Source organism: Altererythrobacter sp. BO-6 (assembly GCF_011047315.1).
GTDB lineage: Bacteria > Pseudomonadota > Alphaproteobacteria > Sphingomonadales > Sphingomonadaceae > Erythrobacter.
Genome location: NZ_CP049259.1, coordinates 800,536 through 821,634, shown reverse-complemented (window position 1 = coordinate 821,634; position 21,099 = coordinate 800,536). Strand labels below are relative to the sequence as shown.

General features: G+C 63.5%; 21 protein-coding genes and 1 pseudogene. 9 read left to right on the top strand and 13 right to left on the bottom strand.

Going from position 1 to position 21,099, the window contains the following annotated elements; genetic code table 11:
- Nucleotides 1-30: 30 nt before the first annotated feature.
- Genes rapZ through G6N82_RS04010 form a run of 4 tightly spaced genes read right to left on the bottom strand, consistent with a single transcriptional unit; the run spans nucleotide 31 to nucleotide 3,692 of the window.
- Nucleotides 31-945 (bottom strand): RNase adapter RapZ, encoded by a 915-nt coding sequence (rapZ, locus tag G6N82_RS04025; protein WP_165193952.1) that lies wholly within the window; start codon nucleotides 943-945, stop codon nucleotides 31-33.
- A gap of 11 nt (nucleotides 946-956) precedes the next feature.
- Nucleotides 957-1,385, bottom strand: coding sequence for an HPr kinase/phosphatase C-terminal domain-containing protein (locus tag G6N82_RS04020; RefSeq protein WP_165193950.1), 429 nt, complete (start codon nucleotides 1,383-1,385; stop codon nucleotides 957-959).
- Nucleotides 1,382-2,950: an ATP-binding protein gene (locus tag G6N82_RS04015; RefSeq protein ID WP_241255189.1), complete on the bottom strand. Its 1,569-nt coding sequence runs from the start codon at nucleotides 2,948-2,950 to the stop codon at nucleotides 1,382-1,384. Before G6N82_RS04015 ends, G6N82_RS04020 begins: the two co-directional genes overlap by 4 nt.
- Entirely contained in the window at nucleotides 2,943-3,692 is a 750-nt protein-coding gene (locus G6N82_RS04010; protein ID WP_277601970.1) for a response regulator transcription factor, read from the bottom strand. Before G6N82_RS04010 ends, G6N82_RS04015 begins: the two co-directional genes overlap by 8 nt.
- Nucleotides 3,693-3,928: 236 nt before the next feature.
- Between G6N82_RS04010 and G6N82_RS04005 the strand changes: the two genes are divergently transcribed.
- Nucleotides 3,929-5,533 carry a phosphoenolpyruvate carboxykinase gene (locus G6N82_RS04005; RefSeq protein WP_165193946.1) on the top strand — a complete coding sequence of 535 codons (1,605 nt, stop codon included), beginning with the start codon at nucleotides 3,929-3,931 and terminating at the stop codon, nucleotides 5,531-5,533.
- Nucleotides 5,534-5,643: 110 nt separating this feature from the next.
- Nucleotides 5,644-6,006 (top strand): hypothetical protein, encoded by a 363-nt coding sequence (locus tag G6N82_RS04000; RefSeq protein ID WP_165193944.1) that lies wholly within the window; start codon nucleotides 5,644-5,646, stop codon nucleotides 6,004-6,006.
- Between the two features lie 30 nt (nucleotides 6,007-6,036).
- On the opposite strand, the gene G6N82_RS03995 is transcribed toward G6N82_RS04000, so the two are convergent.
- Entirely contained in the window at nucleotides 6,037-7,860 is a 1,824-nt protein-coding gene (locus G6N82_RS03995) for a DUF885 domain-containing protein (protein ID WP_165193942.1), read from the bottom strand.
- A 117-nt stretch (nucleotides 7,861-7,977) separates the two neighbouring features.
- On the opposite strand from G6N82_RS03995, the gene G6N82_RS03990 reads away from it, so the two are divergent.
- Nucleotides 7,978-8,178, top strand: a complete 201-nt coding sequence (locus G6N82_RS03990; protein WP_165193940.1) for a hypothetical protein — start codon at nucleotides 7,978-7,980, stop codon at nucleotides 8,176-8,178.
- Here the strand turns inward: G6N82_RS03990 and G6N82_RS03985 are convergent.
- Nucleotides 8,175-8,804, bottom strand: coding sequence for an energy transducer TonB (locus tag G6N82_RS03985; RefSeq protein ID WP_165193938.1), 630 nt, complete (start codon nucleotides 8,802-8,804; stop codon nucleotides 8,175-8,177). The two genes, G6N82_RS03990 and G6N82_RS03985, sit on opposite strands and share 4 nt — an antisense overlap.
- Nucleotides 8,805-9,024: 220 nt before the next feature.
- The gene (locus G6N82_RS03980; protein ID WP_165193936.1) at nucleotides 9,025-9,681 is read right to left on the bottom strand and encodes an alpha/beta hydrolase; all 657 of its coding nucleotides are present in this window, start codon (nucleotides 9,679-9,681) and stop codon (nucleotides 9,025-9,027) included.
- 121 nt (nucleotides 9,682-9,802) lie between these two features.
- Between G6N82_RS03980 and G6N82_RS03975 the strand changes: the two genes are divergently transcribed.
- Genes G6N82_RS03975 through parC form a run of 5 tightly spaced genes read left to right on the top strand, consistent with a single transcriptional unit; the run spans nucleotide 9,803 to nucleotide 15,402 of the window.
- The gene (locus tag G6N82_RS03975; protein ID WP_277601969.1) at nucleotides 9,803-10,780 is read left to right on the top strand and encodes an aminotransferase class V-fold PLP-dependent enzyme; all 978 of its coding nucleotides are present in this window, start codon (nucleotides 9,803-9,805) and stop codon (nucleotides 10,778-10,780) included.
- The gene (locus tag G6N82_RS03970; RefSeq protein ID WP_165193934.1) at nucleotides 10,777-11,853 is read left to right on the top strand and encodes a cysteine desulfurase family protein; all 1,077 of its coding nucleotides are present in this window, start codon (nucleotides 10,777-10,779) and stop codon (nucleotides 11,851-11,853) included. The genes G6N82_RS03975 and G6N82_RS03970 overlap by 4 nt, the downstream gene beginning before the upstream one ends.
- Nucleotides 11,854-11,876: 23 nt before the next feature.
- Nucleotides 11,877-12,185: a 2Fe-2S iron-sulfur cluster-binding protein gene (locus tag G6N82_RS03965; RefSeq protein WP_165197943.1), complete on the top strand. Its 309-nt coding sequence runs from the start codon at nucleotides 11,877-11,879 to the stop codon at nucleotides 12,183-12,185.
- Nucleotides 12,186-12,228: 43 nt separating this feature from the next.
- Entirely contained in the window at nucleotides 12,229-13,011 is a 783-nt protein-coding gene (locus G6N82_RS03960) for an ion transporter (protein WP_206520289.1), read from the top strand.
- Between the two features lie 60 nt (nucleotides 13,012-13,071).
- The gene (gene parC / locus G6N82_RS03955) at nucleotides 13,072-15,402 is read left to right on the top strand and encodes a DNA topoisomerase IV subunit A (RefSeq protein WP_165193932.1); all 2,331 of its coding nucleotides are present in this window, start codon (nucleotides 13,072-13,074) and stop codon (nucleotides 15,400-15,402) included.
- Between the two features lie 57 nt (nucleotides 15,403-15,459).
- Here the strand turns inward: parC and G6N82_RS03950 are convergent, their stop codons facing one another.
- The 6 genes from G6N82_RS03950 to G6N82_RS03925 form a co-directional block, all read right to left on the bottom strand.
- On the bottom strand, nucleotides 15,460-16,008 hold the full coding sequence (locus G6N82_RS03950; RefSeq protein ID WP_165193930.1) for a hypothetical protein: 549 nt from the start codon (nucleotides 16,006-16,008) through the stop codon (nucleotides 15,460-15,462).
- Between the two features lie 213 nt (nucleotides 16,009-16,221).
- Entirely contained in the window at nucleotides 16,222-17,412 is a 1,191-nt protein-coding gene (locus G6N82_RS03945) for a CCA tRNA nucleotidyltransferase (RefSeq protein WP_165193928.1), read from the bottom strand.
- Nucleotides 17,402-18,010, bottom strand: coding sequence for a CoA pyrophosphatase (locus G6N82_RS03940; protein ID WP_165193926.1), 609 nt, complete (start codon nucleotides 18,008-18,010; stop codon nucleotides 17,402-17,404). The genes G6N82_RS03945 and G6N82_RS03940 overlap by 11 nt, the downstream gene beginning before the upstream one ends.
- The gene (locus G6N82_RS03935; RefSeq protein WP_165193924.1) at nucleotides 18,007-18,555 is read right to left on the bottom strand and encodes a DUF1285 domain-containing protein; all 549 of its coding nucleotides are present in this window, start codon (nucleotides 18,553-18,555) and stop codon (nucleotides 18,007-18,009) included. Before G6N82_RS03935 ends, G6N82_RS03940 begins: the two co-directional genes overlap by 4 nt.
- Nucleotides 18,556-18,717: 162 nt before the next feature.
- Nucleotides 18,718-19,224, bottom strand: a complete 507-nt coding sequence (locus G6N82_RS03930) for an N-acetyltransferase (RefSeq protein ID WP_165193922.1) — start codon at nucleotides 19,222-19,224, stop codon at nucleotides 18,718-18,720.
- A 66-nt stretch (nucleotides 19,225-19,290) separates the two neighbouring features.
- Complete coding sequence (locus G6N82_RS03925) at nucleotides 19,291-20,448, bottom strand: PQQ-dependent sugar dehydrogenase (RefSeq protein ID WP_165193920.1); 1,158 nt, start codon at nucleotides 20,446-20,448, stop codon at nucleotides 19,291-19,293.
- Here G6N82_RS03925 and G6N82_RS03920 point away from each other — a divergent pair.
- A pseudogene (locus G6N82_RS03920) lies at nucleotides 20,447-21,072 on the top strand (ribonuclease HII). The gene G6N82_RS03925 and the pseudogene G6N82_RS03920 sit on opposite strands and share 2 nt — an antisense overlap.
- Nucleotides 21,073-21,099 lie beyond the last annotated feature (27 nt).

Sequence of the window (21,099 nt, the reverse complement as noted above, 5' to 3'; positions counted from 1 at the left end):
CGCGACGCCGTGTTGTTCCATCCTGGCTCGTCACCGCTTCTTCCCTTCGATCTCGTCGGTCGTACGCGATGCCAAATTGCGGTGGCGGACAGTGGGCGAAAATCCTGCTTCGCGCAAGCCTTGCGCGATTTGTTCGGCGGTGAATACCGAGCGATGCTTGCCTCCGGTGCAACCGAACGCGACATGGACATAGCCTTTGCCCTGCGCCTGGTAGCGCGGAAGCAGGGTCACCAGCAGTTCAAGGATGCGTTCGTAACTCTCGGCAAATCCCGGATCCTTGCGGATATGTTCTGCCACCGGCTGGTCGAGCCCGGTCAGCTCGCGCAGCTCTTCCACCCAGTGCGGATTGTCGAGGAAGCGCATGTCGAACACCAGGTCAGCCAGCGGCGGCATTCCGCGGGCAAAGCCGAAGCTCGACACGGTGACCGTCATCGGCGCGCCTGCATCCTGGGCGAACAGCTCGCGGATGCGCTGCTGCAGATCATTGGCGGTGAAATTGCTGGTGTCGATCACGATTTCGGCCCAGCGCCGCAGCGGCTCCAGCAGGTCGCGCTCGGCGCGGATGCCTTCGGAAAGCGGCACGCCCTGCGCCATCTGGTGGCGGCGGCGGGTTTCGTTGTAACGCCGCTCCAGCTCTTCGGTGGAGCAATCCATGAAGATCGTCGAGACAGTGACATCGGGGCGTTTGGCCAGACGTTCTGCCAGGTCGATGATGTCCTGCGTCACGAAGCCGCGCGTGCGCGAGTCGAAGCCGATGGCGAGCCGTCCAGTACTCGTGCCCGGGGCCGCCACCATATGTTCGAGCAGCCCGACCGGTAAATTGTCGACGATTTCCCAGCCAAGGTCTTCGAGCACATGCAGCGCGGTCGATTTTCCCGCACCCAGCATGCCGGTGACCAGCAGGATGTTCTGGCGAAGAGTTGCGGAGTCGCGGGCTTCAGTCATCTGACCTGCCTCTAGAGGTTCAGCCCATGGCTGCGCAATGCCCACTCCGCCCGCAGTGCCTGGATCGCGTCGCCGCAGCGGAATGGCAGGACAGGGACGGCCACGCCCAATATGTCGCGGCGGGCCAGTTCGTCAGGGTAGCGCAGTGCCTCCTGGTCGAGCGAAAGGATCAAGGCCAAGGGTGCCTGCGTCACAGGAAGCTCGACAATCCCGACGCCACGAATTTCCAGCTTTCCTGCAATGTTGGGTGGCGGTGAGGCAAAAACTTGGTCGCCATCGCGCGACAGTGATACGCCGTCATCGCCGATCAGCATAGCGCCGCGATCGATCAGTGCCAGCGCAAGACTGGACTTGCCGCTGCCAGGCGGACCTTCGATCATCAGCGCGCGACCATCGATCGCAATTGTGCTGGCCTGCGCGATCAGGCTGGATCCGCTCATTGCGCGGCCGGCAGCTCAAGCCGCAGGCAGGCACCTTGTTTGCCATCGGGGCGTGCTTCTGCAGTCAGTGATCCGTCGTGCGCTTCGGCAATCGCGCGACCGATCGCAAGGCCCAGCCCAGAGTGGTTGCCGAAGTCCTCCGCATCCGGGCGCACCGAATGGAACCGTTCGAACACCTTTTCACGGGCATCCTCAGGAATGCCTGGACCGGCATCGCATACCGTCAGCACCACGTTGCTGCCGCGCTGCAGGATCGCGACTTCGATCGCTGCGTCGGGCGGTGAAAAGGATACGGCATTGTCGAGCAGGTTCTCGATCACGCGTTCAAGCCGCGGTGCAACTCCGCTGACCACGGCCGGCTGGCGCCCTGCCAGCAATTCGATCCGAACATCGGCATTTTCGGCGCGGTCTTCGCGGGAGCCGACGATGGCTTTGACCAACGCAGTCAGGTCAATCCGTTCGCGCTTGGCGCGCGACATCTCCGCGTCGATCCGGCTGGCATCCGAAATCTCTGTGACCAGGCGGTCAATCCGGCGCACGTCATGCGTGGCAATCTCGATCAGCTTGGCGCGCAATTGCGGATCTTCGACACGGGGGAGGGATTCGATTGCGCTGCGCAGCGAGGCCAGCGGGTTCTTGATCTCATGTGCCACGTCTGCGGCGAAGTTTTCGACTGCGTCGATCCGGTGCCGCAAGGCCCCGGTCATGTCCGACACGGTGCGCGCCAGCACGCCAATCTCGTCACGCCGCTCGGGCAGGCGTGGCACCTCGACATCGCGATCGCGCCCTTGCCGGACTTTCTGGGCGGCACTGGAAAGCAGCCGAAGCGGGGCGATGATGGTGCGGGCCAAGAACAGCGACAGAAGGATCGAGGCGATCAGGGCAACAAACACGGCCGTGACCAGGGTTGTGCGTGCCTCGCGCACCGCCATGGTGATGTCGACCGCGTTGCGCGTGGTGAGCAGTGTTGCCCCATTCAGCCCGACCGGTGCAGCGGCATTGATCACCGGTGAACCATCCGGCGCATCGCGCAACTGGATCTGCGAAATGCGCTGTTCGCGCGCGCGACGCAGTTCGGGCCATGCGTCAGCCGAGGATTCCTCCGGCTCGAAGTAATCCGGGATCGGATCGGCCCCCACGATGGTATCCACGCCGCGATCGAGCGCGCGCGCGAAGTTTTCGCCAAAGGTCTCATCCCCGGGCACGTCAAGCTGGAAGGATGGCTCGTCGAGCGCGAAACTGTCAGCCCACAGCCGTCCCTCGGCATCGAACATGCGCAGCCGCATGCGCTGCTCCTTGCCGATCTGAACCAGCAGTGCTTCTTGTCGCTGGCGGGTCGCCCCGGCCAGTGCCTCGGCGGTGATCTGCGCTTCGATCCGGGCGAGCTTGTAGCGTTCGTTGAGCAACTGCGTCCGATAGGAATCGAGATAGAAGATGCCGCCGCCAAGCAGTGCCAGCGGCAGGATATTGACCACCAATATGCGCGACGTGAGCGAAATTCGCGCGCTCCAGCCCAGCCGGTCGAGCGGCCTTGATTCCGGCAAAGTGCGAGAAGCTTCAGCCATCGGTAAAGCTGTATCCCGCGCCATAGAGCGTTTCGATGGCGGAGAATTCCGGGTCGACCGCGCGGAACTTGCGCCGCATCCGCTTGATGTGGCTGTCGACTGTGCGGTCATCGACGAAGATGTCGTCAGGATAGGCTGCATCCATCAGCTGGTTGCGGCTTTTGATCACGCCCGGGCGTGCGGCGAGCGCTTCCAGGATCAGGAATTCGGTGACAGTCAGCGAAACCGGCTGGTCGGCCCAGGTTACCTGGTGCCGGGCAGGGTCCATGAACAGCTTGCCGCGGGCGATCGACGGATTGACCGGATCAGCGCTGATGCGAACCTCGCCGCCTGGTGCAGCGGTTTCTGCGCGGCGCAGGATCGCGCGGATGCGCGCCGTCAGCAGGCGCAGGCTGAACGGCTTGGCGATATAGTCGTCGGCGCCCAGCTCCAGCCCGACCTCTTCGTCGGCTTCGTCATCCTTGCTGGTCAGGAAAATGACCGGCAGGTCGCTCTTTGCGCGCACGCGCCGCAGCAGCTCATGCCCGTCCATCTTGGGCATCTTGATGTCGAACACGGCAAGATCGGGCGGGTTTTCCAGCAGGGCCTTGAGTGCGGTTTCACCGTCCGAATATACCCGTGTGACGAAGCCTTCCGCCTGCAGCGCAATGGAGACCGTGGTCAGGATGTTGCGGTCATCGTCGACCAGGGCGATCACGGTTTCGCCGCGCTTGCCCATCGGCGCATCGGTCGGCTCAAGCATCGCGGATCCTTCGGCAGTCATGTTGCATACCCGACTAGCGGTTTGTTGCCCGCGAAACAACGAGTCGACGCTCTTCCCGTGCACCATAGGGGTAATAGCCGGAAGTTCGTTTGACGCCTGCAGGTGTCCTGACTAAACGGCGAATCAACGATCGTGCATTCGTATGCATAAAGCCTGCGAACGCGCGCAAACCGGCGCCTCGACTGCGCCAGAATATTGCAGCTCAGGAGTTTCGCGTGTCCATTTCGCTTGCCGTTCCCTTGTCTGCCCAAGGCATTGAAACCACCGCTGAAATCCTTCCCAACCTCGGCACACCGCAGTTGGTGGAGCGTGCTCTGGCAAATGGCGAGGGCGAGCTGTCCCGCCATGGCGCGCTGGTGGTCAAGACCGGTGCTCACACCGGCCGCAGCGCGAAGGACAAGTTCATCGTGCGTGACGCCGAAACGGAAAATTCGGTGTGGTGGGGCAAGGTGAATGTGGAAATGTCACCAGCGCATTTCGCCGCGCTCAAGGCGGATTTCATGGCTGCGCTGAAGGACAAGCCGCAGCTTTATGTCACGGACCTGTTCGGCGGCTCACAGCCGGAACACCGCGTCAACGTGCGCGTGATCAATGAACTGGCCTGGCACAACCTCTTCATCCGCACGCTGCTGGTGCGGCCCACCGCTGACCAGCTGAGCGATTTTTCTCCCGAGTACACCATTATCGACCTGCCGAGCTTCCGTGCCGACCCAGACCGGCATGGCACCCGCAGCGAGACGGTTATCGCGGTCAACCTGTCCGAAAAGCTGATCCTGATCGGCGGCACCAAATATGCCGGCGAGATGAAGAAGAGCGTGTTCGGCATCCTCAACTACCTGCTGCCCGCCAAGGGCGTGATGCCGATGCATTGCAGCGCCAATATCGGCGCGGACGGCAAGACGGCTGTGTTCTTCGGCCTGTCTGGCACCGGCAAGACCACGCTTTCAGCCGATGCCTCGCGTACGCTGATCGGCGATGACGAGCACGGCTGGTCTGACACCGCGGTGTTCAATTTCGAGGGCGGCTGTTACGCCAAGATGATCCGCCTTTCGGAAGAAGCAGAGCCTGAAATCTACGCCACAACCCGCCGGTTCGGCACCGTGCTGGAAAACGTGGTGATGGACCCGGAAACGCGCGAGCTGGACCTTGACGACAACTCGCTGGCGGAGAACACCCGCGGCGCTTACCCGATCGAATTCATCCCCAATACTTCCAAGGAAAACCTCGGCCCGGTGCCGAGCAACGTGATCATGCTGACGGCCGATGCCTTTGGCGTGCTGCCGCCGATCGCGCGGCTGACGCCGGACCAAGCGATGTATCACTTCCTGTCGGGCTATACCGCCAAGGTCGCAGGCACGGAAATCGGTGTGACCGAGCCGGAAGCGACCTTCAGCACCTGTTTTGGCGCACCTTTCATGCCGCGCCATCCCAGCGTTTACGGCAACCTCCTGAAGGAGCGGATCGCCAAGGGCAATGTCGCCTGCTGGCTGGTCAACACTGGCTGGACCGGCGGCAAGTACGGCGTCGGCAGCCGGATGCCGATCAAGGCCACCCGCGCACTGCTCAATGCTGCGCTCGATGGCAGCCTGAACAATGCCGAGTTCCGCAAGGATCCCAACTTCGGCTTCGAAGTGCCGGTAAGCGTGCCGGGTGTTGACAGCGGTATCCTCGATCCGCGTTCGACCTGGGCGGACAAGGCCGAATACGATCGCACCGCAGACAGGCTGGTGCGCCTTTTCATCGAGAATTTCGCGCAATTCGCAGACCACGTCGATCAGGGGGTACGTGAGGCCGCTCCGCATGGAGTGGTCGCCGCCTGACACCTATCGGCAAGTGGAGAGGAGGGGTCCCGTTCCCGCGAGGGGACGGGGCCTTTTTTCGGTCACAAGTGGCTGGTATCCTTCACGCTTTGCAGCTTGGAGGATGATCGATGAGCCTGTTTGACGGAATCCTGAAGAACATCGCCGGGGCGCCCGATGATGTGCGCAACCTTGCCAATGCCGTGGGGATCGATCCGGCGATGGCGGAAAAGGCGATCGCGGCGCTGGGCCAGTCGCACCAGATGCAGGGCGACACTGTGGAACTGGCGGCGGCCAAGACCGGGCTCGACACCGGCACGCTGTCGAAGATCGTGCAGCATGTCGGCGGTGAAGGCTCGCTGATGGAATTCAGCAATATGCTGAAGGATCACCCGCAGGCGAAAGGCTTGCTCGACATGCTTGACCGCGATGGCGACGGCAATCCGCTCAACGATATCGCGGGCATGGCCAAGGGGCTGTTCGCGAAGAAATAACTTCGCACCGGAAGCCGTGTCGGCGGATGGTCACCGTTTCGCCCCCGCAATATACCGGTCGACATTCTTCGCCAGAACATCGAGCGGCGAATTGCCGCCGAGGATCACCGCGTCGTTAAACGCCTTGAGGTCATAGCTGCTCCCCAAGTCGCGCTGCGCCCGGTCGCGCTGATGCACGATCTCGCTATGGCCGATCTTGTAGCTGCAGGCTTGCCCCGGCCAGCTGCAATAGCGATCCACCTCGCTGGCAACTTCCTGTTCCTTGGAGCCATTACGTTCAACGAAGAAGCGGCGCGCTTCCTCACGGGTCCAGCGCTTGTTGTGGAGGCCGGTGTCAACCACCAGGCGGCAGGCGCGGAAGGCCAGCGATTGCAGATAACCGAGCCGCCCGACCTTGAATTCGTCATAGGCGCCAAGCTCGTCCGCCAGCTGTTCGCCATAGAGCGCCCAGCCTTCGCTGAAGGCGCCAAAGGCCAGGATCGAGCGGATCAGCGGCAGCCGGTTCGAATATTCGCCTTCCCAGACATGGCCGGGGATCGCCTCATGATAGGTCAGGTCCGCCAGGTCATATTTGCGATGCAGATCGGTGGTCCGCAGATTGATCCAGAACCGGCCCGGGATCGAGCCGTCCTTGCTGCCTGAACCGCCATAGGCACCCGGCGCGCCCGGCTCCTCGGCCAACGGGATGCGCCGCACCTCCATATTGGGATCGACCAGCGTGTTGAAGGCGCGCGGCATCTGCGCCTTGATCCACTGCAGCCGCTCGTCGATGAAGGCGAAGATCTCTTCGCGCCCCGGATCGCCCTCGGCAAACTTGTACGCGGGATCTTCGCTCAGCGCCTGCATACGCTCGCCAACCGTGCCCTTGGTATAGCCGATATCCTTGAGGATCGTATCCATCCGGCCATGCAGATCGTCGAGCTCTGCCAGCCCCTGTTCGTGGATCGCATCGGGTGACATGTCGGTGGTAGTCGAAGCCTTAAGCGACCAGGCGTACCATTCATCGCCCTGCGGCTGGGCCCACATGCCGGCATCGCTCTTTGCGACTTCGCGCATGGATTTCAGCTCGGCCAGCTGGCGTTCCAGTGCGGGGATTACGCCCTCGCGAACAAGAGCGCCGACCTGTTCGGCGGTGGCGGCCGCGCCCTCGATTTCGGCACGTTCGAGCGGCGCGCGATAGGTTGCTTCGGCTCCGGCGATGCTTTGTTCCATCTGGGCGATCGCCTTGTCGAGCAGGAAATCGGGTGGCACCAGGCCCAGTGCGCGCGCTTCCTGCATCCGCACCAGCTCGCCATCGAGCTGGGCGGGGAAACCTTCCATGCGCGCGGCATAGGCATCAAGGTCACTGGCCTCGCGCAGCGGCTGCGTCGCATCCATGAAGCGCGGCATGTCGATATAGCCGCCAACGTTCTGGATCACGACATAGGGTGCGTTGCGCCAGCTGCCCACGGCCACATCGCCATATGGAAGCGCAAAGCCTTCGAGCGCGGTGGCATAGGCGCTTTCGACTACGTCGAAGCCGGTCAGCTGGTCCGGCGTCAGCCCGTCGCGCGGATAGTCACGGACCGCCTGAAGATCCGCTTCGAGCGAGGCGGCGTAGCGGGCCAGGCCGGCGGGCGTCTTGTCGGACAGCTGGGATCGCAGCGCCGCGTGTTCACCAATGTCCACGCCAAGGCCGGTGGCGCGTTCCGGCTCGTGTGCCAACAAATTGTAAGCCACCTTGTCGAGCATCGCATCCGGCGCGAGTTCGGGCGCGGCGGCCATGCGGCAGGCAGGCAGAAGGGCGATGAGCGATGCCCCGCCGATGCCTTTGAGGGCGTCACGGCGACTAAGGGCGAGTTCGATTTGCGACATGGGCGAGGGTGTTAGCTGCCGGATTCAGCGAGTCAATTCCGCACTTGAGGGTATCGTCCTGTCTCCGGTTTGCAGGGCGGAGTGCATGCGCTATCGGCGCTAAGGAAGGAGCCGACAATGAACCTGGTGCTATCGATCGTAATGTTGGCAGCCGGCACATTGCTGGTGGGCGCATTCGTGCTGTGGCGGCGCGGGGTTCCGCTCAAACAACCGCTGCTGATGGTGCTGCTGGCGGTGATCGCGATTGTCAACGTCCTGATCTGGACGCTGCCCGATGCGAGCGGCGATGCGCCGCTCGACCGGGTTCAGCAGGATTAGTCGGGCAGGACCCAGCGGATCGAGCTCGAATAGCTGCCAGCAACGGGTTTGCCCGCCGCATCGGTGGCCGGGGTAAAGCGCGCACGTTTGGCGATCAGGGCGCAGGTGGCTTCATCCAGCGCCGAGTGACCGGTCGACTGGGTGATCCGGCATCCGGTCACCCGGCCATTGGGCGCAATCGCCAGGTCGAACTTCGCACTGCCGGTCAGTTCGCGGTTGATCCAGCTTGAACGATAGTCGTCGGCCGTCACCCAGCTTCCCGGATCATTGCGCGGGCTCACGCCAACCGGCTTGTATGGCAAGCGGACCGGTGGCCCGATATCATCGAGCGGGGGCAGCACGATCGTGTCGATCCGGTCGCCCGGCGGTGGCAGGACTTCGGTGGTGTCGATTGTGAAGTCGGGCTTTGTCACATCGAGCCTGCGCGGCGGTGAGTAGACTTGCGAATTGCTGGTCGCCCGTTCGGACTTTGCCTGTTCCGGTTCGGGCGGCGGTGGCGGCGGGGACAGGGGTATGTTTACGCCTTGTGGACGCGGCATGGGCGGCAATTTGACGACGCCGGTAACGGCCAGGCTTGAGATGAACAACGCGCCAAGCGCGCCGGGGATGATCAGCGCCCCGGCCATGCCGGCGCCGCGCTGCTTGAGCGACAGGGGGGTCTGTAAATGCCATAAGCGGCTCCTCTCTTTCCACTGGGCCGCCAGTGCTGGCTTTATGCTCTGTTACGGAGGCGACTCCGTAAGCATAATGTTACAACATAACATTTATAGGGCAAGATATTTCGCGTTGCCAATCAAGACCTTTGGCAGCGAGGGTTTGCTTTGGCGGGGCGGCGACCCAGCCCGATCACTTGATCGGGCAGTCGGGGTGCAAGCGGAAATCGAGGTAGTTGTCGACCGAGGCCATCAGGTCTTCGAGCTCGTTTTCGAAGAAGTGATTGGCGCGCGGGATTTCCTCGTGATGGATGGTGATGTGCTTCTGTGTGCGCAGCTTGTCGACCAGCTTCTGCACTGCAATCGGCTGCACCACAGTATCCGCCGCACCCTGGATGAAGATGCCCGAAGCGGGGCAGGGGGCGAGGAAGCTGAAATCATACATGTTTGCGGGCGGAGCGACCGAGATGAAGCCGCGCACTTCGGGGCGGCGCATCAGCAGCTGCATTCCGATCAGCGCGCCGAAGCTGTATCCGGCTACCCAGGTGGTCTGCGCCTCCGGGTGGATCGACTGCACCCAGTCGAGCGCCGACGCAGCGTCGCTCAGCTCGCCAATGCCGTTGTCAAAGCTGCCCTGGCTGCGGCCGACACCGCGGAAGTTGAAGCGCAGTGTGGCAAAGCCGCGGTCGGCAAAGGTCTTGTACAGCCGCTGGACGATGCGGTCATTCATCGTGCCGCCGCCTTCGGGATGCGGGTGCAGGATCATGGCGACCGGCGCGCGGGGGCGCGGTGGCGGGGAGAAACGACCTTCGAGGCGGCCTTCGGGGCCGGGAAAGATGACTGATGGCATCGTGTAACCTGTTGATGGGCCGCGCCGGAACTGGCACGCCGCGTTTGCCGGCCTATATAGTGTCGGTTCGAAAATTCGCAATTGCGATAACCATAGCCGAGGCTGCCTCATTTCGCCGCGTATCTATCTCGATCATGCCGCCACCAGCCCGCTGCGTCCCGAAGCTAAAGCGGCGATGGACGAGGGATCCCGGATCTGGGCCAATCCGTCGAGCCCGCATGCTGAAGGACGACGCGCCAAGGCCGCGCTGGAGGATGCGCGCGAGCGGATCAAGGTGGCGCTCAAATGGGACGGCGAGCTGATCTTCGCCAGCGGCGCGAGCGAGGCGCTGTGGATCGCGCTGAACCGCGCGAAGGTGGAGCGGCGCATTGTCAGTGCGGTTGAGCACGACGCGGTGTTTCGCGCTTCGCCGGATGCTGAGTTGTTTTCAGACGACACTGCATTCGACGAAAGCTGCATCCTCGCTATCCAGCATGTGAATTCCGAAACCGGAGTCATCAATCCGGTGTCGGCAATGGCGGAAACGATCCGTTCTTCCGGCGCGCTGCTGCTTTCGGATTGCGCGCAAAGCGCTGGAAAGCTTGAAATTCCTGATGCCGACATGATCGTCGTGTCCGCCCACAAGTTCGGCGGGCCGATCGGGATTGGCGCGCTGCTGGTCAGGGATTTCGCGATGCTAGAACCCATTGGCGGGCATGAGCGTGGCTATCGCCAAGGCACGGAGAACATGCCTGCGGCGCTGGGAATGGCCGCGGCGCTGGAAGCGGGCAAATGGCAGACGACATTTGCCGACCGCGCGAAGTTTGCTGACGGCCTGTGCGAGAATGTGCTGCGCTTTGGTGATCAGAACGATTACATCTTTGCCCTGGCCCACCCGACCATGTCCGCCCAGGCGCTGCTTATCCGCTTGGACGCCATGGGTTTTGCGGTGTCAGCGGGAAGCGCGTGCTCCTCTGGAACGCTCAAGAAAAGCCGCGTGCTCGACGCTTTCGGCGTCCCGGATGAGGTGGCGGCTCGCACGATCCGCGTCAGCATCGGCTGGAACACCACGCCGGATGATCTCGGTAAATTCGCTGAGGCTTGGAGATCGATTACATGATCTACCTCGATTACCAGGCGACCACTCCGCTTGCGCCCGAAGCGCGCGATGCGATGCTGCGCTGGCTCGATGGGCCGGACGGCACCGGCTTTGGCAATCCGCACAGCCCCCACCGCATGGGGCGCATGGCCGCCGCAGCGATCGAGGTGGCGCGCGACAAGGTCGCCGCGCTGTTCCCGCCGGGCGGCGAAATCATCTTCACCAGCGGCGCGACCGAGGCGATCAATCTTGCGATCCGGGGCAGCGGAATCGGCGGCAGTGTGTCGGTCAGCGCGATCGAGCACGCTGCGGTGCTCGATACCGCACAGGCGCTGGGCGCGGCGCACATCCTCAACGTCTCGAAAGAGGGCCAGTGCAGCACCGCGCAGGACCTGCCCAATGATGTGCGGCTGGTGTGCGTGATGCAGGTCAATAACGAGATCGGGACGATCCAGCCGACGGTGGAATGGCACCGCCGCGCGAAAGAACTTGGCGCGCTTTACCTGGTCGATGCAGTGCAGGCTTACGGCAAGATCGAAATTACCGGCGCTGACATGATCGCGGTCAGCGCGCACAAGCTCCACGGGCCCAAGGGCGTAGGCGCGCTATGGGTCCGCGACGGGGTGAGCCTGACCGAACAGCAGACCGGCGGCGGGCAGGAAGCGGGCCTGCGTTCGGGCACGCTGTCTCCCGCGCTGATCGCCGGTTTCGGTGCAGCGGCAGCGCTGGCGCAGGAGCGTATGGGCGAGGATGCGGCGCATGTCGAAGCGCTGTGGAACCGCGCGCGCGAACTGTTCGCCGACTGGACACTCAACGGCACTGTAGAGGCGCGCTGGCATGGCAATCTCAACATCCGGCGCGACGGACTTGATGTTGCGCGGCTGATGTCCGACTGCCGTGATGTCATGTTCAGCGCTGGGTCGGCGTGCGCCAGCGGATCGGGCCGGCCAAGCCATGTGCTGAAAGCGATCGGGCTCAGCGACCGTGAGGCCAAAAGCTCTATCCGGCTCGGTTTCGGGCGGTACACCACGCTTGACGAGATCGAGTGCGCCGCGCAGGCGATCAACGCAGCCGCGAAGGAGCAATTGGCGTGAGCATCAAGGTCCGCTTTTCCGACATGCAGGGCAATGTCACCGAAGGCACGGGCGAGCCTGGCCAGTCATTGCTCGAATTGGGGCAGTCGCTCGGCTTGCCGCTGGAGGGGACTTGCGAAGGCCAGATGGCGTGCTCCACCTGCCATGTGATCGTCGACGGCGAATGGTTCGACCAGTTGCCGCCAGCGAGCGAGGAAGAAGAGGACATGCTCGATTTCGCCGCCGGGGTGCGCCGCACCAGCCGCCTCAGTTGCCAGATCGAGCTGACGCCGGAGCTTGACGGGTTGGCCGTATCGGTGCCCGCCGAAGCGCACGACATGCGGCGGATGTGACAGCTCGTCCAAAAGGGGCTTTCAAGAATTGGAGCGGCATAAGATGAGCCTGCGTGAGTGCATGCGGCAATTGGTCGAGTCCCGCTATTTCGAGCGGGCAATCATCACCATCATTGTTATCAATGCGATCGGGCTAGGGCTGGAAACCTGGCCTGCTGCGATGGCGCGCTTCGGCACGCTGATTGCGGCGCTCGACCGCGCGGCGATCGCCATTTTCGTCGTCGAGCTTGCAATCAAGTTGTTTGTCTATCGCCTGGCCTTTTTCCGCAATGGTTGGAACGTCTTCGATTTCGTGATCGTCGCGGTCGCGCTGGTGCCGGCAAGCCAGCAGTTCTCCGTGCTGCGTGCGCTGCGTATCCTGCGCGCCTTGCGACTGATCTCCGTCGTTCCGAGCATGCGCAAGGTGATTGTCGGCTTGTTCAGCGCTATCCCCAGCATCGGCACGGTGGTCGTGATGCTGCTGTTGCTCTTCTACATTAGCGCGGTGATGGCAACGAAACTGTTCGGCGCGGCCTTTCCCGAATGGTTCGGCACGCTCGGCGCTTCGCTCTATTCGCTGTTTCAGGTGATGACGTTGGAAAGCTGGTCGATGGGGATCGTGCGGCCGGTGATGGAGGTCTATCCCGCCGCATGGGTGTTCTTTGTTCCCTTTATCCTGGTCACCAGCTTCATCGTGCTCAACCTGTTCATCGGTGTGATCGTCAACGCAATGTCTGAAGCTGCGGATGAGGAAGCCCATGACGAACGCGAGGAAATCCTGCGCGAATTGCGCGCGCTGAGAGAGGAAATCGCGGCAATGCGGAACGATCGGGCAAAATACGGCTAATCGGCGTTTCCCTGTGGAAACGCCTCTCCTCGCGCGCGCGCGTTGCTAAGCGCGTGAGCGATGCCTGACGTTACCGAAATGACCGAGCCCGATCCCTTTGACGCGATTGTCGATGCGCCGTTCGATTCCGCGCTGGAAGAACGCTATCTCGTCTATGCGTTGTCGACCATTACCGCGCGTTCGCTGCCCGACCTGCGCGATGGGCTCAAGCCGGTCCACCGCCGCCTGCTTTGGGCGATGCGGCAGTTGAAGCTCGATCCCAATTCCGCTTTCAAGAAGTCCGCCCGCGTCGTCGGCGACGTGATCGGAAAATACCACCCGCATGGCGATGCCTCGGTCTATGACGCCATGGTCCGCTTGGCACAGGATTTCGCGCTCAGATACCCGCTGGTCGAAGGGCAGGGCAATTTCGGCAATATCGACGGCGATAACGCCGCCGCCTATCGCTACACCGAAGCGCGCCTGACCAAGACCGCGTTGCAGCTGATGGCGGGGCTCGACGAAGGCACGGTCGATTTCATCCCGACCTATAATGGCGAGGAGCAGGAGCCGGAGATTTTCCCCGGCCTGTTCCCCAACCTGCTGGCCAATGGCGCCAGCGGCATCGCGGTGGGCATGGCGACCAATATCCCGAGCCACAACGTCGCCGAAATCATCGACGCCACGCTGGAGCTGATCGACAACCCGCACGTCGAACACGCGCGGCTGATGGAGCTTTTCCAGGGTCCTGATTTCCCGACCGGCGGGCAGATCATCGACAGCCGGGACGTTATTTCGAACGCTTACGAGACCGGACGCGGCAGCTTCCGCGTGCGCGGTGTGTTCCATGCGGCAGAGGCGAAGGACGCGGCCGACCGCGACGCCGGGATTGAGCGGCTGGGCGGCGGGCAGTGGCAGCTGGTGATCTCCGAAATCCCCTACCAGGTGCAGAAGGGCAAGCTGATCGAGCAGATCGCGCAGGCGATCGCCGACAAGAAAGTGCCGATCCTGGAGGATGTGCGCGACGAGAGCGACGAGCAGATCCGCATCGTGCTGGTGCCGCGCAGCCGCAATGTCGATCCCGAACTGCTCAAGGAATCGGTCTTCAAGCTGACCGATCTCGAAACCCGCTTCGGGCTCAACCTCAACGTGCTTGACGCCAGCCGCACACCGATGGTGATGGGGCTGAAAGAGCTGCTGCAAAACTGGGTCGCCAGCCAGATCGACATCTTGCAGCGGCGCAGCCGCCACCGGCTTGACCAGATCGCGCGGCGGCTGGAGCTGGTCGAAGGCTATATCATCGCTTTCCTCAACCTTGACCGGGTGATCGAGATCATCCGTTACGAGGATGATCCCAAGGCGGTGATGATGGAGGAATTCAGCCTCACTGACCGGCAGGCCGAAGCCATCCTCAACATGCGGCTTCGCTCACTTCGCAAGCTTGAGGAAATGGAGCTGCGGCAGGAGAAGGAAGACCTGCTGAAAGAGCAGGACGAGCTCAACAAGCTGCTGGAAAGTCCGGCCCGCCAGCGCACGCGGCTCAAGCGCGACCTTGGCAATCTGCGCAAGGAGTATGCCGAAGATACCGCACTGGGCAAACGCCGCACGCGGATCGAGGAAGCTGCGCCCGCGGTTGAATTCAGCATGGACGCGATGATCGAAAAGGCGCCGGTCACGGTGATCCTGTCGCAAAAGGGCTGGATCCGTGCGGCGAGCGGGCATGTGCCGCTCGACCAGGAATTCAAATACAAGGAAGGCGATGGGCTGGCTTTCATCGCCCACGCGCAGACCACGGACAAGATCCTGATCGCCGCCGAAAACGGCCGTTTCTACACGCTTGGCGCGGACAAGCTGCCGGGCGCACGCGGCTTTGGCGAGCCGGTGCAGTCGATGGTCGACTTGGAGGCCGAAACCGGGATCGCCGGCATGGTGGTGCACCGGCCGGGCGCGCGGCTGCTGCTGGCATCGACCCCGGGCAAGGGTTTCGTGGCGGAAGAAAGCGAGTTGCTCGCCGAAACCCGCAAGGGTCGCCAGGTGGTGAACCTGAAGGACGGCGCGAAACTCAATGTCGTGCATTCGATCGGTCAAGGGCATGATCATGTCGCCTGCGTCGGCGACAATCGCAAGCTGGTGGTGTTCAACCTTGAGGAAGTGCCGGTGCTGGCGCGCGGGCAGGGCGTGACGCTGCAGCGCTATCGCGACGGCGGCCTGTCGGATGCGACGACCTTCGTCTTGAGCGAAGGGCTCAGCTGGCAGATGGGCGGCAAGGGTGATCGTACCCGCACCGAAAGCGAGATCTGGCAGTGGAAGGTGGCGCGCGGCGCGGCCGGGCGTTTGCCGCCACAGGGCTTCCCCAAGGACAACCGCTTCAGCCCACCGCCGACGAAGGAAGAACGGATCGACGGAAAATAGAAAGGGCCGCAGGTCGTCCCCGCGGCCCCTCCATAATGCCTTAGCGGTTGCGCGAGCTTAGCCGCCTACCGCTTCCAGCGCAGCCATGATGTCCGCATAATTGGCCAGCGCCATGATCCCACCTTCGGGATGGGCAGCCAGCAGGTTAACCGGCAGCGTCACCAGCGTTTCGTCCTCGCCCTTGACCACCACGTTCTGGCCGGCGATTTGCTCGACCATGCCGAGCGACTGCGCATCGGCAGTTACGACCGGTGCGCCGACAACCAGTGCAGCGGCCAATGCAGCGGCGGCTTCGGCTTCAGCCTTTGCCTTGGCTTCGGCCATCGCCTCTTCCTGCGCGGCCTGGGCGGCGGCAAGTTGTTCTTCAATGGCGGCCTTGGTGATGTTGAGCGTCGGCCCCTGCTCGCTCGTGCCGAACGCGTTCAACGGCAGCGTGGCGCTGTATTTGCCGGTGCTCAGCACGGCGTTGGTTCCGTCATTGCTCTCGATCGTGCCAATCGGCTGGCCATCATTGCCATAAACGGTGGCGCCCACATCCTGCGCCTGCGCAGCGATCGGGGTTGCGGCGAGCGCGGATGCCAGAAGGGCAAGCTTTGCAAATTTCATCACTAATCTCCGTTCAAATCGATTCCAACGGCGCCGCGATCCGGAAATTCGCGCCGCGCCGGACTTCAGTTTCAATTGTGGCGGAACACTGAAAAAGGCCAGAATCCCTCAACGCAGCCGCGCTTGGGGCCGCGATGGTTACGCCGTATAGCCAGACAAAGCGTGGCGGGGCAACCGTGGCACCCGTTTGGCCCGATGGACCTGAAGCTGCGATTAAGAAATGCCGCTGCGGGCAGAGAGTTCCCGGTCGAGCAATTCCATTACGCGCTCACGCGGCGGGAAGCCTTCTTCGATCCAGTGCTGCTCCACCCGGCGTAACATTCTTGCGACCTCTGGCCCGGCGGTTACCCCGCGCGCCACGATCTCCCCGCCCTTGAGCGGGAATTGCGGGATTTCCCAATGTTTCAAGCCGCCGGCATCGCCGCCTTGCAGCAGCACCCGGTCGATCGCGACAGGGGCTGTTTCGGCATAGGCCAGCGCATGCATGGCAGCGAGATCGCTCTGATTGCGACCCGCCACCGCGACAAGGTGGCCCCGCTGGGTTTTCGAAAGCCGCAACCGCGCAGCGACAGTTTCCGCGACCTCGGTAATCGGCGGCAAGAGCGCGGCCATCCGCCGCATGGGATCAGGCGCGAAGCCTTGCTCCTGTTCGGCAGCGATGACCCGGCCCAGAAGTTCGATATGCTGCGGGCAAGCCTCAGGCAGCACTACCTGCAGCACGCCCAGCTGGCGCATCCGCGCCACGGTGGCATGCGGATCGGGCAAGGCCAGCAGCGCGGTCAGCTCCATCGCGATGCGTTCGCGGCTGAGGCCCTTGAGCGTCGACGCGAGTTCAGCGCAGGCTTCTTCCGCCTCTGCATCCAGCTCTGCCCCGAACCGCGCCTGGAAGCGGAAATAGCGCAGGATGCGCAGATGGTCCTCGCGGATGCGCTGGCGGGCATCGCCGATGAAGCGCACGCGCCGTGCAGCCAGATCGTCCATCCCCCCGAAATAGTCGAAGATCTCCAGTGTTTCGGGATGAGCGTAGAGCGCGTTGATGGTGAAATCGCGCCGCGCCGCGTCCTCTTCCCACGCCTGCGCAAAGGCGACGGTGGCGCGCCGCCCATCCGTCGATACGTCGCGCCGCAGCGTGGTGATCTCGACCGGCCCGCCTTTGAGGATCGCAGTTACAGTGCCGTGCTCGATTCCGGTCGGCACCGTGCGAATGCCGGCAAGGCGGCAGCGCTCCATGACGTCATCGGGCAGCAGCCTGGTGGCGCAATCGACATCGCTGACGTCGCTGCCGAGCAGGCTGTCGCGGATCGCCCCGCCAACCCAGCGCATGTTGTCTGCGCCCAGCGCAGCGGTGAGCGCTTGCAGCCCCTCGCGCCGGGTCCAGGCAGCGTCAGCCAGTCTAGCGAACATCGGCCAGCTCCTCTGGCGCAATCCGGCGCGCGAGATTGGCGATGATCGCCGCAGTCACGCCCCAGATCCGGAAGCCATCGTAATGCAGCTCAAGATAGCGCCGCATTTCGCCGCGCCAGAACACTTCATGCGTCTGCCAGTGCTCGCGTTCGAGCAACATCTGCAGCGGAGCTTCGAACCACGCCTCGACCTCGGTCGGGTTAGGGCTTAGCTCCAGATCGGGCGGCACCACGCCCAGAACCGGGGTGACGTTGAAGCCGGTGCCGGTCTGGTAGCGGTCAGTCGGGCCGATCACGCGCACATGGTGGCTGGGCAGGGCGATTTCTTCCTCCGCCTCGCGCAGGGCCGCCGCAATCGCATCCTCGCCGGGATCGATCTTGCCACCGGGAAAGGCAACCTGCCCGGGATGATCGCGCATGTCGCGCGGCCGCTGGGTGAGGATTACACCTGGGTCGGGTTTGTCGGTGACGGCAATCAGCACAGCGGCGTCGGCGGTGCGCCCGGCCTGTGCAAAGCGGGCATCGCTCATCAGGTCAGGGATTTCGCGCGCGTGTCCGCGCTCGTACAGTTGCGAAAGGCGATCGTAGAGCTCGCTCATTGCGGCACCAGCGAAAATGATTCGCCCATGCTGGAAACGCGCCAGTCGTCGCTTTCAGCCAGCGCGATTTCGGCCAGCTGCTGGTACGTGCTGCGGTTGAGCCGCGCTTCGCAGCCGCGCCGCACGTGCAGGTAAAGCGCAGGCGTGTCGGCACAGCCGGCGGCGCGCAGGCGATTTTCCGGCCCGGCGATCACCAGCTCGTCGGTGTTGAGGCGAAAAGCCAGTCCCGCATCGCGCCGCGCGACGTCGACAGCGATGAAGGCGGCATCTTCGACCTCGATGGCGGATTTTTCGAACGGAGTGACCAGCCAGTGATGCCCGGCTTCGTCGCGGGTCAAGAGCCCGGCGAAAGCGCGCACCATCGCCTCACGCCGGATCGGATCGCCCTGATGGAACCATGTGCCGTCCGCCGCTATGCGCATATGGCTCTCGGTGATTTGCTGCGGGTTCCAGCTCTCCACCGGCGGCAGCTTGCGCGCGGCCACCAGCTCGGCGATCTGCGCCAGCGTCAGTTCGGCAAGGTGGGGCGGCGGTTCGTAAGGCATGCAAGCCGGCCGATGCCAGAATGAGTGTTTCTGTTCAATGGTCCACGCCTCCCGCGCCCTCCACCCTTCCACCCGGAGCCTACCGGGATATCATCCGGGTGGAAGGGTGGAGGGCGCGGGTGGCAAGGCCGCGGTCAGAACGGATGTTCTGACCGCTCGCGACTAAGCTTTCCAAGGCCCCAGAATGCCTTCGCGGGGCAGGATCGCGGGGTTGGCACAGCGGACCAGCAGCCGCTCGGGGTCCCACGGGCCGGGACAGCGCCAGCCGCCGGTGTACCGGGCCGAGAAATCCCACTGCCCGTAATAGGGCTCGTCGCCGATCAGCACTTGCGGCAATCCGGCATCCGGATCGATCGAGCCGAGCGATGCCGCCATCAGCGCCTTGCCATAGCCTTCGCCCTGGTGTTCGGGCAGCACCGCGACCGGGCCAACCATCACCAGCGGGTGGGCGCGCCCTTGCGGATCGGTCAGCGCCACCGGCCACAGCTGGATCGTGCCGACTAGCAGATCGTCATCGTCGAGCGCGGCGAAGCTTAGCGCTTCGAGCCATTCGGTGCCGGTGCGGATGCGATAGGCGGTGCGGGCGTGCCGGTTAGGCCCGAAGGCACGATCGAGCACCTGCTCGATCATGTCTGTGGGCACGTTCGCGAGGGGGATCAGAGTCGCCATTGCGCGGGCGCGCTTAGTTGGCGCGCACGGCGCTGTCGATCCAATTCGTGGTTGAGCCAGCGAAAGCTATTTTGCAGTGATCTTGAGCAGCCGTGCTTCCGGGCCGTCTTCCAGCACCCACAACGCACCGTCCGGCCCTTCATCGACCGAGCGCACGCGGTTGTCGATCGGATAGCGTGCCGCTTCGCTGGCACTTTCGCCATCGATGGTAACACGAACCAGGCCCTTCGAAGCGAGGCCTGCGATCAGCGCATCGCCCTTCCATGCGCCGAACATGTCACCGCGATAGAAAATCATGTCGCCCGGTGCGATCACCGGAGTCCATCCCAACGCGGCCTTGGCAAAGCCGTCGTCTGGGGTGTGATCGGGGATGTTGTCGCCATTGTAGTGATCGCCGTCAGAACGCACCGGCCAGCCATAATTCGCGCCCCGTTGCACCAGGTTCAGCTCGTCGCCGCCCGCCGGGCCGTGCTCCACTTCCCACAAGCGTCCGTCGGCATCCCAGTCCATTCCCAGGATGTTGCGGTGCCCGTAAGACCAGATTTCCGCAGTCACGCCGCCCTGTTCGGCCATCGGATTGCCCGCCGCCGGTGTGCCATCAAGGTTGAGCCTCACAATGGTGCCGAGCGTATTGCCGGTGTCCTGCGCAGGATCGAGCTTCTGCCGGTCACCGCTGGCAACGAACATATAGCTCTCGTCAGGCGAGAAACGGATGCGGTGCGAATAATGCCCGCGCCCGGTAACCTTGGGCGCCTGGCGCCAGATCACGTCGAGGCCCGAAATGGAGCAGTCGCCGCCGTCTTCGCAGTTCAGCGTGCCGCGCCCGACAACGGCGCCGCGCGTGTCGCCTTCACCGGCTTCGGCCCAGCTGAGATAGATCGTGCGGCTGCCGACCGTGTCGGCCCATTCGCTGGCAAGAAAGGCGACGTCGCCCAATCCGCCCTGGCCGCCATAATCGACATCCGGTGCGCCGGTGATGGCAAAGCTGCGTCCAGTGGCGGTGTCAATCCCGCGCAACTCGCCGGCCTTGAGCGTGATAACCAGCACTTCGGTGCCCGGGACAAAGGCTGCGGCCCAGGGGCGCTCGTAAGTGCCCATCTCCTCAATTGCGAGTTCAGGCTCGGCGCTGGTGGAGGGTGTGTCCACACCTGCGGTGGCGCCGCAGCTTGCGAGCAGCATGGCGGCAGGGAATAGGGCGGTAGGAAGCTTAGAGATCATGGTCATGCCCTCTGCAATGCACGAAATCGAAAACGGTGCCCAGCCAATCGTCATTGGCGTTGACGAAGCCGGGCGCGGCCCGCTGGCGGGCCCGGTGGTGGCCGCCGCTGTGGTGCTGGGGCAGGGTGTTCCCGACGGGCTGGACGATTCCAAGAAGCTTTCGGCCAACCGCCGCGCCGCACTCGACGAACGCATTCGCGCAAGCTGCACATGGGGGCTGGGCGTGGTCGAGCCGGAAGAGATCGACCGGCTCAATATCCTGGTCGCCACCATGCATGCGATGACCCGCGCCGTGGGGCAGCTGGTCAAGCGGCTGGGGCGCGAGCCCGACGCGATCCTGATCGACGGCAACCTGACACCGCGTGGGCGGTGCGAGCAATGGCGCTGGACGCAGGCGCGGGCGATCGTCGGCGGCGATGCGCTGGAGCCTTGCATCTCCGCCGCCAGCATAATCGCCAAGGAATGGCGCGACCGGCTGATGATTGCTGCAGCAGAGGCGCATCCGCACTACGGCTGGGAAAGAAACAAGGGTTATGGAACCGCCGAGCATATGGAAGCGTTGCGGCTGCATGGACCATCCCCCTCCATCGGCAGTCATTTGCCCCGGTGGCGCAATTGGCGCTTCTTTGAACCCGAGTTTCAGCTAAGCGCCGCAGC

Excerpts from the sequence above, each read along its gene's own strand:
- rapZ (WP_165193952.1), bottom strand. The coding sequence starts at position 945 with ATGACTGAAGCCCGCGACTCCGCAACTCTTCGCCAGAACATCCTGCTG.
- G6N82_RS04020 (WP_165193950.1), bottom strand. The coding sequence starts at position 1,385 with ATGAGCGGATCCAGCCTGATCGCGCAGGCCAGCACAATTGCGATCGAT.
- G6N82_RS04015 (WP_241255189.1), bottom strand. The coding sequence starts at position 2,950 with ATGGCTGAAGCTTCTCGCACTTTGCCGGAATCAAGGCCGCTCGACCGG.
- G6N82_RS04010 (WP_277601970.1), bottom strand. The coding sequence starts at position 3,692 with ATGCTTGAGCCGACCGATGCGCCGATGGGCAAGCGCGGCGAAACCGTG.
- G6N82_RS04000 (WP_165193944.1), top strand. The coding sequence starts at position 5,644 with ATGAGCCTGTTTGACGGAATCCTGAAGAACATCGCCGGGGCGCCCGAT.
- G6N82_RS03995 (WP_165193942.1), bottom strand. The coding sequence starts at position 7,860 with ATGTCGCAAATCGAACTCGCCCTTAGTCGCCGTGACGCCCTCAAAGGC.
- G6N82_RS03990 (WP_165193940.1), top strand. The coding sequence starts at position 7,978 with ATGAACCTGGTGCTATCGATCGTAATGTTGGCAGCCGGCACATTGCTG.
- G6N82_RS03985 (WP_165193938.1), bottom strand. The coding sequence starts at position 8,804 with ATGGCCGGGGCGCTGATCATCCCCGGCGCGCTTGGCGCGTTGTTCATC.
- G6N82_RS03980 (WP_165193936.1), bottom strand. The coding sequence starts at position 9,681 with ATGCCATCAGTCATCTTTCCCGGCCCCGAAGGCCGCCTCGAAGGTCGT.
- G6N82_RS03970 (WP_165193934.1), top strand. The coding sequence starts at position 10,777 with ATGATCTACCTCGATTACCAGGCGACCACTCCGCTTGCGCCCGAAGCG.
- G6N82_RS03965 (WP_165197943.1), top strand. The coding sequence starts at position 11,877 with ATGCAGGGCAATGTCACCGAAGGCACGGGCGAGCCTGGCCAGTCATTG.
- G6N82_RS03960 (WP_206520289.1), top strand. The coding sequence starts at position 12,229 with ATGAGCCTGCGTGAGTGCATGCGGCAATTGGTCGAGTCCCGCTATTTC.
- parC (WP_165193932.1), top strand. The coding sequence starts at position 13,072 with ATGCCTGACGTTACCGAAATGACCGAGCCCGATCCCTTTGACGCGATT.
- G6N82_RS03950 (WP_165193930.1), bottom strand. The coding sequence starts at position 16,008 with ATGAAATTTGCAAAGCTTGCCCTTCTGGCATCCGCGCTCGCCGCAACC.
- G6N82_RS03945 (WP_165193928.1), bottom strand. The coding sequence starts at position 17,412 with ATGTTCGCTAGACTGGCTGACGCTGCCTGGACCCGGCGCGAGGGGCTG.
- G6N82_RS03940 (WP_165193926.1), bottom strand. The coding sequence starts at position 18,010 with ATGAGCGAGCTCTACGATCGCCTTTCGCAACTGTACGAGCGCGGACAC.
- G6N82_RS03935 (WP_165193924.1), bottom strand. The coding sequence starts at position 18,555 with ATGCCTTACGAACCGCCGCCCCACCTTGCCGAACTGACGCTGGCGCAG.
- G6N82_RS03930 (WP_165193922.1), bottom strand. The coding sequence starts at position 19,224 with ATGGCGACTCTGATCCCCCTCGCGAACGTGCCCACAGACATGATCGAG.
- G6N82_RS03925 (WP_165193920.1), bottom strand. The coding sequence starts at position 20,448 with ATGACCATGATCTCTAAGCTTCCTACCGCCCTATTCCCTGCCGCCATG.